Consider the following 16,602-nt stretch of genomic DNA (forward strand, 5'->3'; position numbering starts at 1 on the left):
GGGTGGGGAGCACGTCGCGGGCGGCGTGACTCAGGCCGGCGTCGACCACACTTGGGCGGCCGCCCACCTGGCCCCGGGCCTACAGCGTGGCCCGGGCCCTTGTGGGTTGGGGTCATGGTGAGTTCGCGGGTGAACTCGGCCAGCGCGGCGAAGACGTGGAAGACCAGGCGCCAGCTCGAGGGTGGTGTCGAGCCTCCCGTGCGGGGAGGTGAAGCCGGTCTCGTGGGTGTGTAGGTCGGTGACCATGGTGACCAGGGCCTAGGGTGAGCGGTCGTAGTGGTCCAGGGAGGGGACGACGAGGGAGCGGGGGCTGGGGGCGTGCCTTCAGGCCGCTCTGCTATGTCGGCGAGGGCGCGCTGGTGCTGGCCCTGTACCTGGAGCAGAGCTCCTAGTTCTTCGAGATGCTGGCCTGTGAGAGCGTGCGCCGTGACGGGTCAGCGGTGTGCGTCAATCTCATCCGGCAGCCCAGGCTGTGGTCTGTCTTGCCGGGGACTGGGGCCTGTGGGCGACGCCGCCGGCCGCTACCGGGGTAGCGAGTGGAGAGTAGGGGGAGTTCGTGAGCGTCCCGATCCTGCTACCGCCCTATGTCCTTCTGTTCCTGGTCGTCCAGTGTGCCTACCGGCTAGCCTCGGGTGGCCGGTCCAAGGGCCCGGCCAGTCCGGCCACTGTTGCCCGGAGTGCACCTTGGTCCACCCTGCTGGGCCTGGCCGGCGAACTCACCTTGGTCTGTCCTGGCTACAGCGTTCCCCGTGCTTGTCGTGCTCCCTGATCGAACGCGGCCGGGTACTGCGGGGGTGGATGAGTACACGGCAGGGCCGTGCGGTCGGTGGGTTTTCGGGAGCGGGTGCGGGGCCTCGAAGAGCTCCAGCAGTGCCTGGTCGACTCGGGGGCCTACTGGGGTCGGCGAAGTTGGCGGGGTGCGCGCTTACCAGGTGAGTGGACTGGGCTCGATCGCGCTGACGACCTGGACGCCCGATCTCCGTCAACGATCTAGGTGAGGTCGGCCGGTAGCCACGACCTGGGTCCGGCACAACTGGGTGTTGGGTGGAGCGGCGGTGGTTCTCTACTTGAGAGGCAGCGGTACAGGATCGTTTCCAGCCCGGCCAGCTGTCTCTCGAGGGGATGCTGGTCTTGAGCGCGGAAGCCGATCCGGTGCAGCCTGCTTGGGCCGGGGTGGGGGCGGGGGCTCGCTGCCGTACGGCGGGGAGAGGGACACGGTTGTCTGGGCGCGGTCACAGGCCGGGGTCTGGTTCGCCGCGCCGGTTGTGCGGCGGTCTTCGAAGCGGGGCGAGGGTGGCGTCGGCGTTAACCCGGTTAACACCGGGTGGCACCGCAGCGTCTCTCAGCGCCGCCAGAGGCCTTTGATGTGTTAACCCGGTTTACAACCGGGGTCGTGTCGTCGAAGCGCGTGTGGTCCCTCAGGTGGCCGGTCTGGCCTGTTCCAACATGCCGGTGCCGTTGAGGGGCATGGCCGTCGTGGGGTGGGCGGTCATGTCAGGTTCTGCTGAAGGTGTGCTTTGAAAGTGGCGGTGGGTTGATCGTGTACTGAGCGAGCGAGGTCTCGTGGGCGGCTTGGTGTTGAGGTGGGTCCTGCGTCGTCTCGGCCTCGCGGTGTTGAGGCGGTTGTTCGATGTGGGGTCGGTGAAGCGGCGGGAGAGAAGCCGGCGGGGACGTGGAGGCGTTGGCTTGTTGGCCCTGGAGGAGTGCCGGGGCAAGGGGTGGCCGTTCATGGAGGAGGCGGGTTCGGCCAAGACGCGGGCGTGTGTTCGCGCGTCCGTGGGCTGGGGGTGTACCCCCGTCGTTGTCTTCCTCATGTCCTGTGGCTTGTCCGAAGCCGGGTGGTGTTTCCCGGGCGGATCTGCGCGCGCAAGGGAGCGGTCTGTGTGGAACGGTGGGTGGGCGCGCATGGTGGCTTTCGCTGGGGAGCGCTCCTGTCCGCGGGGTCTGGACACGGGTCGTTCGTGTAGGGCGGTGTCCGGGTGAGGGTGTGGAGCTTGTTGCAGTGTGCGTGGTGTCCGTTGCTTGATCCGGTTGGCGTTGCTGGTGTGAGTGGAGGGGCGCTTCGAGGGGGTCAGGCCGGCTGCCAGGGGCGCATGGAGCCGCGGTAGACGGTGCTGTAGTAGCCGCCTTTGTGTTCGAAGAGGTCGATGATTTTGACGGTCTCACGGCTGTTGGGGGCGTGCAGCATCTGGGAGCCGCCGAGGTAGAGGCCGACGTGGGAGGGGTTTCCTCCTGGGCCTGAGGTGTCGAAGTACATCAGGTCGCCGGGTTGGAGGCGGGCGAGGTCCTGGTTGGTGAGCCGGCCGTGGTTACGGGCTTTGATCTGGTGGAACTGGTGTGCTTGGCCGTAGTACTGGGTGGTGGTGGTGCGGTTCAGGGTGATGCCGGCTTGCTGGTAGGCGATTTGGACCAGGGAGCTGCAGTCGCAGTTGGTGGAGGCCCGTACGGGTTGGGGGTCGGTGCAGGTTCCGCTCCAGACGTAGGGGGTGCCGATCTGGCCCTTGGCCCATTCGATGGCGATGGCTGCGCTGGGGTGCATGTCGCCGTCGTAGGTGGCGGGCAGGCTTGCCAGGGAGTCGTAGTGGTCGATGGCGGCCATGACGTCGGCGACGTATTGGTTGTCGTCTGGGGAGGAGCCGCCGCCGGGGTTGTAGGCGTGCACGGCGGCTTTGATCTGTTCGCGGTCGGAGAAGTCGCGGGTGGCGTCGCCGCATAGGTGAGCGGCGGTGGCCAGTGTTGCGTCGAAGACGTTTTGGGGGTCGCGTTCGCGGTCGCCGTTGCCGTCTTGGCCGAAGATCTCCCAGGAGGACGGGATGAACTGCATGGGGCCCACGGCGCGGTCCCAGACGGTGTCGTTGTCATATTCGCCGTTGTCGGTGTCGGAGATCGCGGCGAATCCGTTGCCGTTGAGTTGCGGGCCATACAGGGGTGGGTCGATGTCGCCGTTGGGCTTGATGTCAGAGCCCAAGTCCTGGAGATGATTGGATTCGACTTTGCCGATTCCAGCCAGAATGCTCCATCGCATGTTGGTGCAGCTCGGCCGGATTTGGCCAGTGTTCGCGGCTGCTTGGACGTAAGCGTCCAGCAGTGTGGGGGGGATGCCCTCTACCTGGTCAGGGATGCCGCCCTGGGGGGAACTTCCGCCCAGGAGCAATGTCACGATGAAAATCACCACAAGCCCTGCTCCGAGGATCGTGCTAAGCAGGCCCGTGGCCAGGTTCAGCATTGTGAACCTCCTGATGAGAGGGGTGCTGGGCTGTGGTCGGGTCCTGAACGGTGGGGCATTCGGCGCTTTCTCAGGTGAGGGGGAGCGTCAACGGCTTTCGGCGGTTCCAAGAACCAGGGTGATCTTGATATCGCTCGCCCCGTATGATGCAACACGTCTAACGGTTCTCCGTAACCCGGGGGAGTCTTTGTCTGTAATTGTGGTGTAGGAGAGTGGTCGTGAGTGTTATGACCCGTTGGAGAGGGGAGCCCTCGGAAGCGGACGCGTCAGAGGAAAGGCGTAGCGAGCGGGGAGTTATCTCCAAAGGCGAAAAAACTACGGAGGGTGAATTCCGGGCGCAGGTCCGGATCGCGCTGCTCGCACCGCATTACGCGTTCGTCAATAACGCCCACGTGATTCGTCGTCTGATCACATGCGGACAGATCGACGTTCAGGTGCAGTCATCCGGTGATCCTATCCCTCCGGGGGTGCGGCCGGTCGTGGTCGCGCCCACTACAGCACACGCGCTGAACCAGGCGGCCCGGATGATCACCGCCTGGCACCCGGATGTGCCCCGCCCCGTCCTGCTCCTGACGGCCGACGCTCCGTTGCCACCTCCGCCGATTGTGGACTATCACGTCCGCGCGCTGGAGGAGCGGGTCGTCAAGGTACTGCGTCTGCGTTACCTCGCCGATCTGCGTGCTGTCGTAGATCCACGTGACTGCCTGCCCGTGCCCGGTACCCGTCCCACCCGGACCCAGCGGCGCGTCTACAGGCATGTGCGCCGCCTGCGTGACCAGATCCTCCAGCTGCCCCACGACTTTTCCCAGAACAACTGACACAACCGAGGAACCCATGCTCCCCGAACTGTTCACCGTGGTGACCGACCCTGCGCTGTCCACCCTGGCCCACGAGGTCCAGCTCGCCTCTGGCTACCCCGACTGGGAGACCGGGCCGCAAGCCCCGCCCGGGCTGGAGGGATTTGCTGAGGACTGGATCGGCTGGGCCCGCTGGGTCGGCGGTGTCGGCGGATTCTTCGGCTTCATCGTCTGCGCGATGATGATGATGCTGGGCCGCCGTAACCGGCAGAACATGGCTGTAGACGGTGCCACGGGACTGCTGTGGGTCATCGGCGGGCTGTGCGTGATCGTGATGGCGGGTTCCGTCATCAGCGGCATCCTGTCCTCCAGCGCCTGAGGAACGTCTGATGCCCGCCCCCCGTGAGGTCGCTACTGCCGGCACCCGTCGCCTGATCATCGGGTTGGTTGTGCTTGTGGTCGTGCTCGCTCTGGCGTTGGCCGTGGCGGTCGTTGTGCTCGCCCGTGGTGATGGTGATGACAGGGTCGCATCAGTGCCGGCCTCGCAGGCTGGTGCGGCCCCGACGGTGAATCCCACCGCGGACGGCACTCTGCTCTTGCCACCGGGAAACGACACCGTCGACGGCCGCTACCCGGTCAACTTCGAGCGCACCCCCGAGGGGGCGGTGGCGATGGCCGCGGCCTACAACGTCCACGAACTCACCCTTGATCCCAAGGTCAAAGCGCGCGCCCGTCAGGTCTACATCGACATCTATCAGGCTGAGGACATCTCTGTTCTAGAGGAAGCCGCAGCCGCGGAGATCGGAATGGACCTGGAAAACTTCGGTTACGGCATGACACGCGAAGAACTTCCCACCCAGGCTGATCTGTCCTCGACTCCGGTGGCTACCGTCTACAAGCAGGTCGATGAAAATACCGTCGATGTCGCTTTGATGGTGGAAATATCCGCCTACGATGGAATTTCCCGTCGAGGGGATTCCTCGCTCGTCCGGAAGCTCCGTTGTGTCTGGAAAGAAAATGTGCGCGGCGGTGATTGGCTGGTTGCTGATCAGCCTGCCATGGAACTGGATTCCCTGGTCGAGGTGCCACCGGATCATCCTGACTTCGAAGCCTCCGGGTGGATTTTAATCCAGGGCGGGATTTGACGATGATACGGCGTTTTCCTTCTCTGGAGCCTTGTTTCTCCCTGTCGTCGAGGTTTTGCTGGTGTCTCCGCCGATTGTGGATCGCCATGTCTGCCTGCCAATGATGGCTGGCTCCGTCATTAGCGGCGTCCTGTCCTTCAGTGCCTGAGGAGCACTTTGATGTCTACCCCCCGTGAGATCGCTGCTGCCCGTACCCGTCGCTTGATCATCGGGTTGGTTGTGCTTGTGGTCGTGCTCGCCTTGGCGCTGACCGTGGCGGTCGTTGTGCTCGCCCGTGGCGATGGTGAGACCACATCAGCACCAGACCCGCAGGCCACTCCGACTCCGACGATGGACCCCACCGCGGATGGTGCTCTGCTCTTGCCGTCCGGAAACGACACCATCGACGGCCGCTACCCGGTGAACTTCCCCCATACGCCAGAAGGCGCGGTGGGAATGCTGGCTGCTTACAGTAACAACGACGTCACCGTGGATCCACAGACTAAAGCCCGTGCTCGGCAGGTGTACGTCGATGAGCTTCGGGATCAAGAGTTGTCTGTTCTGGAACAGTCAGCTGCTCTATGGATCGAGATGGACCTATCAGGCTATGACGTTGGTATGACTCTGGAGGAGCTGCCAGATCAGGCAGAAATGTCCTCGATTCCGTTGGCAGTGGTCTACGAACAGGTCGATAGCGACACAGTCGATGTGGCGTTGCTAGAGGAAATTTCCATCTATGACGGGATCTCTAGGCGCGGCACGTCTACGGCCGTGCGAGAAGCTCGTTGTGTCTGGCGTGAGGACGTTCGTGGTGGTGACTGGGTGCTGTCCGATGAATTTCCTTCAGTAACAATCCCAGATGTGGCCGATCCCCGTGAGCCTGGGTTCGATGAGAGCGGATGGATCGCCGTTCAAGGAGGCGTTGGCACGTGATCCGTCGGCTGTTCTCCGTTTTGGCGGTCGTGCTGGTCGCTCTATCTATTGGAATCGTACCTGCTCACGCCGATTTCGACCCATGGACGCAGGACCTAACCGAGCTGGGATACGGCACGCCTCGTGAAGACTATTACTGTAAGGATTTCGGCGAGGCGTCCGAGGAAGAGCAAAATTATTTTTACGACGTCCTGAGAAAGAACCCTGAAAGCCATGAAGCGAAATTAATCCTAGACAGCTTCGCTTCAGGGCTTCTGGAAATTGGAGCGGCGAATCTGTGCTTCAACCTTGATGGGGAGGAGCGGCAGGTATGCCTCGGAGCCATATTCGACTCTTCGCGTACTTGCTTCAACATGCAGGGGGAGCGTCAGTTACAAAACCCGTTGCCTGGGTGGGCCGAGGATCCCATCGGTAGCGTGGTGGATACAGCTGCCTACAACCTGGCCGAGGAGATCGTGGGCGGGATGGTGCAGGGGATGTTCACCCTGCTGACCTCCTGGTTGCTGGATGAGGGCGCCCATGTCGATCTCAGCACCAACGCCGCTCAGGTGTTCTACCCGATGATGGTGTGGATCGGCGGTTTTCTGGCTTTTCTCATGCTGGTGTGGCAGGGCCTGCGCATGATGTTCGCTCGCCGTGTTGATGTCTTGACGCAGACGGTGCGCGGGCTGGTGGTGTGCGCGGCGGTGACCGCGTGTGGTGTCGGGGTGCTGGGTGCGCTGATCAGCCTGGCGGATGCCTTGACCAAGGGCGTCATCGATTTCGCGTTCGGGCAGTTGCCGGGCGAGGGCTGGGCGTGTGAGGCGCCGGAGGGCATCGCCGCCGACATCGAGAGCGCGGCTCCGGCCGGGGAGTACGCGGCGGAGAACATGCTGCTGAAGTGCGCTACCGCGTCGGTGGACTTCGGCAATGTGGGTAATGCCGCGATGGTGATCGTGTTCGGCATCATCGGGCTGATCATGATGCTGATCCAGTTCCTGTTGCTGTTCGTGCGTGAGGCGGCGTTGCCGCTGATCGCGTTGTTGATCCCGATCGCCGCGGCCGGCCAGATCGGTGGGATGGTGGCGCGTAAGTGGCTGTCGGGGCTGTTGGCGTTGACGCTGACGGTGGTCCTGTACAAGCCCATGATCGCGTTGATCATGGCGGTCGGGTTTGCTCAGGCGATCGCTCCTGACAGTGAGACCGCGTTCTTGCGCGGGATGCTGACCATGTTGGTCGGTGTGGTGGCGCCGGGTGTGCTGATGAAGGCGTTTGCGCCGTTGATGGCGGCCGGTGTGGAGCAGGGGGCGTCGGCTGGGTCGGTGATCAACAACGTCGCGTTGACCCAGCAGATCACCAGTCATGTGCGTCAGCACGCTGAGCAGCGTGCTGCTACGCGTGCGGCTCGTAGGGCGGCTCGTGGGGCGGAGAAGGGTGCCGCTGAGGCCGCGGCTGGTGTGGGCAGTGCCGGTGTGGCGTTGCTGGCCGAGCGGGTTGTGGAGAAGGGCGCGGAGGCGGCCACTGGTGGTGACAAGGCGGTCCAGGGGGCGCGTGCCGGCAAGGCCGCGGCGGGAGAGCACGAGGGGCAGTCGGCCGCTGAGCGTGGTGGGAGCGGGCAGGCCCGTCCCAATGCGCACTCTGGGACGTTGACGGCTGCTTCGTCGACGCAGTCTTTGGCGCCGGGGGAGTTGCGGTTGCGTGATTTCCCTGCGCCTTCGGTGCCGCCGGTTCCTCCGGTTTCTCCGGTTCAACAGGGAGCGCCGAAGGTTGATCCGGCGCCTCCGATGGAGGAGCAGCGGGCGCCGCGTCCGGTGGCGCGTCCGGTGGCGCCTTCCAATGGTGCGCCGGCGCGGTCGGGTGATCGGTTCGACCGGGTGAAGACGCCTTATGGCCAGGAGGAGCAGTGAGCCAGCAGTTGTACGGCGGGTGGCGTCGGGCCCGGTCGTTGGGGATCGGCGGGCTGGACGGGCGGCAGACGGCGGTGCTGGTGGGCAGCATCATCGTGCCGATCCTGGCGGTGTGGGCGGCCGGCGCGATGGCGTTGGTGTGGTTGGGGCCGTTGGCTGTGGTGTGCGCGCTGGCCGCGGTGTCCACGCGGGGCGGGGTGTGGGTGGTGGATCTGGTGCTGGCCCGGGTCCGGTTTGAGATCTCTCGGATTCAGGGGCAGACGTCGTATCGGGGGCAGGTGTGGTCGCGGTATCCGTACCGGCTGGATCTGCCTGGTCCGCTGGCGTCTACGGAGATCATCGAGGCGCATGATCCGGTGCATGGCCCGGTGGGGTTGGTGTGGAATCAGCGGTCGGGGCGGATGAGCGCGACTTATCTGCTGTCTCCGATGGGGGCGTTGCTGGCTGATTCCGAGACGGTGCGGCACCAGGTGGCGTCGTGGGGGCATGTGCTGGCCGGGTTGGCCGATGACAGTGCGATCCAGCATGCCGCGGTGAGTATCGATCTGCTGCCGACCTCGGGGACTGAGCTGGTCGACCATACCGCCGCGCGTCGGGATCCGGACGCGCCGGCGGTGGTGGCCCAGATCATGGACGAGGTGATCGCGGCCGCGCCGACGGCGTCGACGAAGTTGCGGGCCAGGTTGTCGTTGACGGTGGATCCGTCTCGGGCCGCGCGGACGGTGCGGCGGTTGGCCGATGGGGTGGCCGAGACGATGCGGACGCTGGGTGGGCTGGCGTTGTCGCAGGCGGGGGTGGATGTGCTGCGGCGCGCTTCGGCCAGTGATCTGGTGCAGATCGTGCGCGCGGCCTATGACCCGGCTTCGGCTCGGGTCAGTGATGGGGCGCAGTGGGACGGGTTGTCGTGGGGTGAGGCCGGTCCGGTGTCGGCTGAGGAGCACCTGGACCATTACGCCCATGATGGGGCGGTGTCGATGACGTGGTGTCTGTTGGAGGCGCCGCGTCAGCAGGTTCCCTCTGAGGTGTTGCTGCCGTTGTGCTCGCCGGGGTATTTCCCGCGGCGGGTGACGCTGCTGTACCGGACGTTGTCGCGAGAAGAGGCCGGTGCGGTGCTGGAGCGGGAGGCCAACTCGGCCGCGGCGCGGGAGATTTATCGGGCGCGTACTGGGCGTGATCCGTCTGCGCGGGATCGGGCTGATGCTGATCGGGCGCATCGGGCGGCGATGGAGGAGGCCCAGGGTGCGGGGCTGGTGGAGTTCTCGGTGTTTGTCACGACTACTGTCACTGATCCCGCGCAGTTGGATGAGGCGCGGCGTGAGGTTGAGCAGGCGGCTGCGCAGTCTCGGTTGAAGTTGCGGTTGTGCTACGGCGGGCAGGCCGCGGCGTTTCAGACGGCGTTGGGTATCGGCGGGATCTATCCCGCTGATCTGTGATCTGGAGGGGCCTGTCGATGCGTGGGAACAAGGCGGAGGAAGCCGAGCCCAATCCGTGGATCGCCGCGGCTGAGGAGCTGGGGGCTCCGGTTGCCGGTGGTGGGCCGGCGGGGGCGGGCTCGTCGAGGGGTGTGCGGGCCGTGGACGGGGTGGGAGAGCCGGCGCGGTTGAACCCGCGGGTGATCGCGCCCGCGCGGGGTTGGCGTCATCCGGCCGGTGGTGGTGTGGGGCATGTGGAGACCGGCCATGTGTACATCGGCACCACCAATCAGGTCGCTGGGCTGTTTCCGTTCATGCAGGCCTCGGGGTTGCCCACCGAGGGGGTGCCGTTGGGGCCGGATCTGTTGACCGGGGAGATGGAGTGTGTGGATCCGGCCGGGTGGGTGGGCCGGTTGACTTCCAATCCCGGTGTGTGGATCCAGGGGCAGCCTGGTGTCGGGAAGTCGGCGATCGCCAAGCGTTTGGCGGTGTGGCATGTGGGCCTGGGGTATCAGATCTTGTGCCCGGGCGATGTCAAGGGGGAGTATTCCGACCTGGTGCGGCGGATGGGCGGGCAGGTGGTGCGGGTCGGGCGGGGCCTGGACCGTATCAATCCGCTGGATTCGGGTCCGTTGGGCCGGCGTATGCACACTTTGCCGGTGGCTGAGCAGGAACGGCTTCGGGCGGAGATCAACGGGCGGCGCAGTGAGTTCCTGCATGCTTTGCTGGCGACGTCGCATGGGCTGGGGCGGCGTCCGGTGGCGGCGGAGTCCACCGCGTTGTCCACGGCGATCCGCCTGGCCGACCAGGCCCATGCCAATGATGACCCGGTCATCCCTGATGTGATCGGGGTGTTGCGCGCCCCCACCGAGGAGTTGAAGACCCGGCTGATGGTGGCCCGGGACAGCGACTACGTCGAGTTAACGCGTCAGCTCGTCGCGGCGTTGGAGAATCTGTGTGATGGGCCGTTGGCCGGACTGTTCGACTCGGCCACGACCACGCCGTTGGATCTGGATGCTCCCGCGGTCTCGGTTGATTTGCAGCCGTTGTTGTCGGCCGGGGATTCCGTCGTGGCGGCCGGGTTGCTGGCCACTTGGTCCTACAGTTACGCGGCCGTGGACACCGCACGCGCGTTGGGGGCGGCGTCGCGGCCGGTGATCTTGCCGTTGGATGAGCTGTGGCGGGCGTTGCGGGCCGGGCCGGGCATGGTGGACGCCTTGGACGCGATCACGCGGCTGAACCGGTCCAAGGGTGAGGTGAGCATGATGATCACTCATTCGCTGCGGGATCTGGACGCGTTGCCCACGGAGGAGGATCGGGCGAAGGCCTCGGGGTTGATGGAGCGTTGTGACACGTTGATCCTGGCGGCTATGCCGCGTTCGGAGCTGGCGCGGATCAATGCCCAGCGGGCGTTGACCGATGGGGAGCAGGCGTTGGTGGCGAGCTGGTCGTCGCCGGCGACGGCCGGGGCCGATGGGGCGCATGTGGTGCATCCGGGGCGCGGTAAGTATCTGGTGAAGATCGGGCAGCGGGTGGGGGTTCCAGTGCAGTTGCAGCTCACTGCGACTGAGCGGGAGTTGTATGACACCGATGGGGCGATCCGTTCGCACGCGCGGGCGGTGGGCGCGTGAGCCGGGATCGTCATGGCGGGGGGATGCCCGCCGAGATGGTCAGGCCGCTGCTGGTCTTGGGCGGTATCGCGGTGACCATGGTGCTGTTGGCGGTGGTGTGGTTGGGCGGCACCGTCGCGGCGTGGGCGAGCGGGGCGGGGTGGAATCCTCCGCCGTTTGAGGTGGCCACGCTGATCCGGGTGGTGCGTGGGCATGACATGTGGCCGGGCGCCGATCCCGGGTGGGTGCGGGCGGGCATGCTCATCGCCGTGGTGGTGGCTGGTGTGGTGGCCGCTGCGGTGGCGGTGGTGGTGTCGGGGCGCAGGGCGGGGGCTGGTGGTTTGGCTCGCCGTCAGGATGTGGCCAAGCTGGCTTCCCGGGAGGCGGTGGCCAAGGCGCAGCGGCTGCGTCCTTCGCTGCGGGGCACCAAGCCTTCGGCGATTCCCGCGGCGGAGACCGGGTTTCCGCTGGGCGCGCATGACCCTTCGGGGGTGGAGTTGCGCGGCTCGTGGGAGGACGTGGCGCTGGTGTTCATGGGCCCGCGGGCGGGGAAGACCTCGGCGGTGGCGGGCCCGGCGGTGCTGGACGCGCCGGGGGCGTGCCTGGTCACCTCCAACAAGTCCGACATCTATGCGTTGACTTCGCGGGCGCGGGCGCGGCGGGGCCGGGTGTGGTTGTTCGATCCTCAGTCCATCGCCCACGCTGAGCAGGACATGTGGTGGGACATGCTGGCCTCGGCGCGCACGCTCGAGGGCGCCGACCGGTTGGCGATGCATCTGATCAACGCGGCCGGGGACGCCCGTCGCCACGATTTCTGGGCCAAGGCCGGCCGTAACACGTTGAAGATCTTGTTGCACGCGGCGGCGTTGGAGCCGCAGCGCGGCCTGGTCGACGTTCTGCAGTGGCTGGCCGATCCGGCGGATCCCACGCCGGTGGACATCCTCAACCGGCGTGAGCTGGTCACGTTGGCCGACAATCTCGAGGGGACGGTCAAGGGCGCGCAGGAGACCCGTGACGGTATTTACGAGCACGCCCGTCAGGCGGTGTCTTGTCTGCTGGATCCGGCGGTGCTGGCGTGGGTGTGTCCGGATCCCTTCATCGAGGAGTTCGATCCGCGGGCTTTTGCTTCCAGCCGGGACACGTTGTACCTGTTGTCGAAGGATGGCGGCGGGTCGGCGGCGGGGGTGATCGCGGCGTTGACCGATGCGTGCATGCGCGCGGGGGTGGCTCAGGCCGAGGCGTGTGCGGGTGGGCGGTTGGATCCGCCGATGCTGCCGGTGCTGGATGAGGCCGCCAACGTCTGCCGTATCGAGGATCTGCCCGCGTTGTACAGCCATTTGGGGTCGCGGGGGATCACGCCGATCACCGTGCTGCAGTCCTATGAGCAGGCGGTGATGGCGTGGGGGGACAGCGGCGCTAAGGCGTTGTGGTCGGCGGCCACCATCAAGCTGATGGGGCCGGGTCTGGACGACTACGCTTTCGCCGACCGTATCTCTCACCTCATCGGTTTGCACTATGTCACCGAGGCGTCGGTGTCGTATGGGTCCAGCGGGCGCAGTGTCACCCAGTCGCGTCGGCGTGAGCGGATCTTGGACGCGGCCGATGTGCGTGAGCTGGCCCAGGGCAGCGCGATCTTGTTCGCCACGTCGATGCGGCCCGCCCGGGTGCGGTTGCGTCCCTGGTATGAGGGGGCGCGGGCCGGGCGGCTGGGTGAGGACAAGGCCGCGGTGGAGGCGGAGATCGTCGAGCGAGCGGGAAGGACGCGCGCGTGAGGTCGTCGGAGATGGTGGAGGAGGCGGCAGGGCCGCAGGAGGCGGTGGCTCCTCATGTCGATGCGCCTTCGTTTCCGCGGCAGGCCTATGAGGAGGAGGTCGCCCGGCTGGGGATGTGGGTGGATGGTTATCTGGTGCGGGTGTGGGTGCATTCGGTGACCAGTACGCGGCCGTGGTGTGCGCACTGGCGTGAACACCGTGACGCGGTGTCGGTGCTGCACGCGTTGTGGTTGTCCTGGCAGGAGATGATCGAGACCTCCCAGGCGGGGTCGGTGGGGCCTTCGCTGTGGATCCACACTCATCTGCGTCCCACGCTGGATTTCCTGCGTTCGGCGCAGGGGCCTTTCGCCGCGTGCATGCGCGGCCCCAACCGTAACGAGCACCGTCTGCCGATTTCGGCGCTGCCCACGTGATGAACGAACCGTCCCCGCCGGCTCAGCCGGTCTCGTCGATGCCGCAGCGGCTTTGGTCTGAGGACACGGCGCCTACAGCCGATGCGTCTTTTGAGGCCGAGCGGGTCGCGCGTGCGGCACTGCGCCGTTTGTCGGCCCACGCCACGGGGGCCATGCGCCGCCGGCACGGCCAGGAGCTGTATGAGGCGTTGGAACGCCTGGCTGATGAGGGCCATACCAAGGCGGCGTTGGATCTCATCGCTGCGGCCGCGCGTGTGGATCCCGCCGGGGTGTGGCAGCGTGAACAGCTACGCAGCCGCCTGGCCTACCCCGCGGGCACTGCCCGCCCCGACCAGGTGGTGCGGGTGGATGTGATGGCGGCCAGCCGCAGGATCGCGGTGTGGGAAGTAGCGCCAGGTGATGAGCTGACCTCGCTCCTGGCCGACATGGGGTTCACGGGCAAAGCGCTGCCCTACGCTTCGGGGCATGAGGTGTGGGAGTTCGCCCATGAGGACCTCGCCGAGCTCACTGACAGGTTCGCGGGCTTGCTGGCCCGGCTGGAGCAGGCCGGACGGCCCTACATCAGTGAGGACCATTACCGGAGTCTGCCGCTACCGGGCACTCCTTCTTCAGGAGCGCGGGCAGGAAAGGCCACCGGCCGGCTGGGACCGGCCGCCCCTCCGGTCCAAGACGACTCAGCCGCCTCCTATGACGCTGGATCTCCTGCCCAGACGCCCCCTGCTTCCGGTTCCCAAACGGGTGAGCCTGCCGTGACCGACGCGCCAGCACCGGAGCAGACCCCAGCGGCCGCCCCTTCCCCGGGCGAACAGGCGGCTTCGGCCGCGCAGAGCGAAACCGCCCACGGCCCCGGGCGGGAACCGGCCACCGCCCACACCGCAGACACCGGGCGGCCCACGGCGCCGCCGCGCGACACCGCGTCCTCGCCCGCACCTGACAAGGACAGGGACCCGCGCTCACCCGATACCGCCGCACCATCGGCCACCGCCCCGCGGCAACGCCGCGAAACCGCCCCCTCAAACTCGAAGACGGCCCGCGCGGCGGCCCACGGCCCCGACAACCCTGCCTCCTCCGACCCGACGCCGCGGAGGCCGGCAGCCCCTCTTCACACGTCCCCGCCGGCCAAGCCCGACGGCTCCGCTGCTCCTGCCGGGTTCACGCCGCCCGCGTCGGCGCAGGAGGCCGCCCGTGACGCGTTGCGTTCCCTCAGCGACGCCGGGCGGTGGGCCCGGCAGCAACCACGCCAAGCCTTTCTCCAGGCCGTGCGGCGCCTGGCCGATGAGGGCCATACCAAGATGGCGTTGGATCTCATCGCTGCGGCCGCGCGTGTGGATCCCGCCGGGGTGTGGCAGCGTGAACAGCTACGCAGCCGCCTGGCCTACCCCGCGGGCGCTGTCCTTCCCGACCAGGTGGTGCGTATCGATGTGACCGATGAGCGCACCATCATCCGCGGCGTGGAGCCGGAGGGTGGGCTGGCGCCGTTGCTGCAGGGGATGGGGTGGCGTTACTCCGCGGACGAAGGTCTGTGGCATTCCTCAGGGGCGCGGCCTGCCCGCCGGCCTCGACGCCTGGCCGAGCTGCTGGAAAGGCTGGAACAGGCTGGAAGCGCCTATATCAGCGAAGCCCGCTACGCGGCTTTGTCCGCCACAGCGCACCACCGTGGCGGTGTCCCTCCTGAGCAGGCTTACGCCAACCTGCGCGCCAACCTTGGAGGCGATCAGCGAGCCTCGCGTCTCAAATTCGCCGATCCCCCCACCCCGGCCGTTCACACGCGCGGTGACGCCCCTGGACCATCCCCGGCTCCCGACCGCGGCGCACAGAACAACGAGGCGAAACGGCGGAGGGCTTCCAGCATCGGCATCGAGCTGACCCTCACCCGCCCGCCCGCGCCTCAGCCCACTCCTCGGCGCGGGGCCCGATCCTCCGGTTCCCCGGACCAAGACGGCCAGCAGCAGGCCGCCTCCACCCTGGTGCGCCTGGACGCGCGTGATTGGCGTGCCAAACACCGGAAGTGGGGCCCCACCCTGCGCTCCCAAGGGCGCGCCGAGGCCATCAAGCAGGTGGACAAAGACGTCCACACGAAGATGCTCAAAGAATGCCGTAAAGCCTTCGATCAAGGCAAAGACGTGCAGTTGATCCTGCCGGCCAACGATGCCCAGGCCATCGCCGACTACATCAACCTGGCCCGTGAACACGGGTATGCCATCACCCTGGCGGTGCGGGTCTCCCCCGACGCCAAACGTGAACTCGATGTTCTGGGCCACCTGCATGAGCACATCCTTCAAGGCAGCGCGCATCAGGCCATCACGCCGGCTCAGCAGCGGGCCGAGCTGGCCACCATGCAAACCGTGCTCACCCAGGCCCACGCCGACCAGCTCGTCGACAAGATCATGATCTATCCGGCCGACAGCACCACCCCGGCCTACGTCAACGAACTGCGCACCGAACACGACCAGTACGGCAACCGCACCCACAGCCTCTGGCGCAACAGCCGCAGCGTCACCGATGCGATCAACGACCTGCGGCGACGGCCGCTTTCAGCAGCAGAGCAGCACGAGGTCCGCCAGGAGGTCACGCGGATCGGCCGTGAGCTCCCATCCGCCGATCAGGTCACGGAGAAGAACCGGCCGCTACGCGAGGAGGTCGCCCGCGGCCTCAACCAGCTGGCTCAGGCGATGGGCATGGATCCCATCGATCCCGACCTCGCCCAACGCGCCACCGTGACCGTCACCGACCAGCCCACCGCCAAGACCCCACAGGCACCACCGGCCGAGCAGGGGCCGGCCCCGGACGCGGCGGGGGAGCCCTCCCCACCTCACGCCGTAACCGAGGTCCCGCCTGAGCATGTCGCCATCCAGGTCACCAGTTCTTTGGGGAGGACCCGGCCGGCGCCTTCCGCACGTAACGACCGATCCCGCTACCAACATCCCAGCGTCCCCTCCGACAGCGCTGCTCCAGCGCATCAGCACACCCGCGCGAACAACAGATAAGCCACGGTTCCCCTCGCGCAGGTGGGCGCGGCGATCCTCCGTGCGGGGGATGGCCGCCGCGACCACCTGCTGGATGTAGTGGGGGATGGGCGGGCGGGGTCGAAGAAACGCAGGGCCTGGCTCTCTCCCAGGAGCAGGTCTTGTTCCGGGCCGTTCCACCATGCGCGCAACACCACGGCGGCACCTGCCGGCGGTGGTGCCGCGTGCTCTCACCGGTCTGCCGTTCGATCTGTCCCACCTCCGCGACGCCGCCACTCCCCTGGGCGGACCGATCGAGCCGATCGACGCCCCGCAGCCCAGCCCGTACGACGTGGGCTGTTTCGTGCCGGGTGTGATGGAGGCTCTCAAACCTGGGAAGGATGAGAGACATGCCAGCACCGAGGAAGTACCCCGATGAGCTGCGCGAACGCGCCACCCGCATGGTCGTGGAGGCCCGCCGGAA

The 16,602-nt window shown here is 66.8% G+C and carries 11 protein-coding genes; 10 read left to right on the top strand and 1 reads right to left on the bottom strand.

Annotated elements, in window-relative coordinates:
• Positions 1-2,071: 2,071 nt before the first annotated feature.
• Positions 2,072-2,968, bottom strand: a complete 897-nt coding sequence (locus ACYVHU_RS26090; protein ID WP_498949797.1) for a C40 family peptidase — start codon at positions 2,966-2,968, stop codon at positions 2,072-2,074.
• Positions 2,969-3,444: 476 nt separating this feature from the next.
• Between ACYVHU_RS26090 and ACYVHU_RS26095 the strand changes: the two genes are divergently transcribed.
• From ACYVHU_RS26095 to ACYVHU_RS26140, 10 genes are all read left to right on the top strand, one after another.
• Positions 3,445-4,044 carry a hypothetical protein gene (locus ACYVHU_RS26095; protein ID WP_498949798.1) on the top strand — a complete coding sequence of 200 codons (600 nt, stop codon included), beginning with the start codon at positions 3,445-3,447 and terminating at the stop codon, positions 4,042-4,044.
• Between the two features lie 16 nt (positions 4,045-4,060).
• Positions 4,061-4,402, top strand: a complete 342-nt coding sequence (locus ACYVHU_RS26100) for a hypothetical protein (RefSeq protein ID WP_498949799.1) — start codon at positions 4,061-4,063, stop codon at positions 4,400-4,402.
• A 10-nt stretch (positions 4,403-4,412) separates the two neighbouring features.
• The gene (locus tag ACYVHU_RS26105; protein ID WP_498949800.1) at positions 4,413-5,168 is read left to right on the top strand and encodes a hypothetical protein; all 756 of its coding nucleotides are present in this window, start codon (positions 4,413-4,415) and stop codon (positions 5,166-5,168) included.
• A 159-nt stretch (positions 5,169-5,327) separates the two neighbouring features.
• Positions 5,328-6,080 (top strand): hypothetical protein, encoded by a 753-nt coding sequence (locus ACYVHU_RS26110; protein ID WP_498949801.1) that lies wholly within the window; start codon positions 5,328-5,330, stop codon positions 6,078-6,080.
• On the top strand, positions 6,077-7,966 hold the full coding sequence (locus ACYVHU_RS26115; protein ID WP_498949802.1) for a hypothetical protein: 1,890 nt from the start codon (positions 6,077-6,079) through the stop codon (positions 7,964-7,966). The genes ACYVHU_RS26110 and ACYVHU_RS26115 overlap by 4 nt, the downstream gene beginning before the upstream one ends.
• Positions 7,963-9,399 (top strand): SCO6880 family protein, encoded by a 1,437-nt coding sequence (locus tag ACYVHU_RS26120; protein WP_498949803.1) that lies wholly within the window; start codon positions 7,963-7,965, stop codon positions 9,397-9,399. The genes ACYVHU_RS26115 and ACYVHU_RS26120 overlap by 4 nt, the downstream gene beginning before the upstream one ends.
• A gap of 17 nt (positions 9,400-9,416) precedes the next feature.
• A complete protein-coding gene (locus tag ACYVHU_RS26125) occupies positions 9,417-11,009 on the top strand; it encodes a putative type IV secretion/conjugal transfer ATPase (protein WP_498949804.1) in 1,593 nt (530 codons plus the stop codon).
• 23 nt (positions 11,010-11,032) lie between these two features.
• A complete protein-coding gene (locus tag ACYVHU_RS26130; protein WP_498949806.1) occupies positions 11,033-12,760 on the top strand; it encodes a type IV secretory system conjugative DNA transfer family protein in 1,728 nt (575 codons plus the stop codon).
• Positions 12,757-13,173 (top strand): DUF4913 domain-containing protein, encoded by a 417-nt coding sequence (locus ACYVHU_RS26135; protein ID WP_498949807.1) that lies wholly within the window; start codon positions 12,757-12,759, stop codon positions 13,171-13,173. The genes ACYVHU_RS26130 and ACYVHU_RS26135 overlap by 4 nt, the downstream gene beginning before the upstream one ends.
• Positions 13,170-16,160 (top strand): hypothetical protein, encoded by a 2,991-nt coding sequence (locus ACYVHU_RS26140; protein ID WP_498949809.1) that lies wholly within the window; start codon positions 13,170-13,172, stop codon positions 16,158-16,160. Before ACYVHU_RS26135 ends, ACYVHU_RS26140 begins: the two co-directional genes overlap by 4 nt.
• The last annotated feature ends 442 nt before the right edge of the window (positions 16,161-16,602 follow it).

It is taken from the genome of Marinactinospora endophytica (genome assembly GCF_054780875.1).

Coding starts and splice junctions, on each gene's coding strand:
- ACYVHU_RS26105 (WP_498949800.1), top strand. CDS start 4,413: ATGCCCGCCCCCCGTGAGGTCGCTACTGCCGGCACCCGTCGCCTGATC.
- ACYVHU_RS26110 (WP_498949801.1), top strand. CDS start 5,328: ATGTCTACCCCCCGTGAGATCGCTGCTGCCCGTACCCGTCGCTTGATC.
- ACYVHU_RS26130 (WP_498949806.1), top strand. CDS start 11,033: ATGCCCGCCGAGATGGTCAGGCCGCTGCTGGTCTTGGGCGGTATCGCG.
- ACYVHU_RS26100 (WP_498949799.1), top strand. CDS start 4,061: ATGCTCCCCGAACTGTTCACCGTGGTGACCGACCCTGCGCTGTCCACC.
- ACYVHU_RS26125 (WP_498949804.1), top strand. CDS start 9,417: ATGCGTGGGAACAAGGCGGAGGAAGCCGAGCCCAATCCGTGGATCGCC.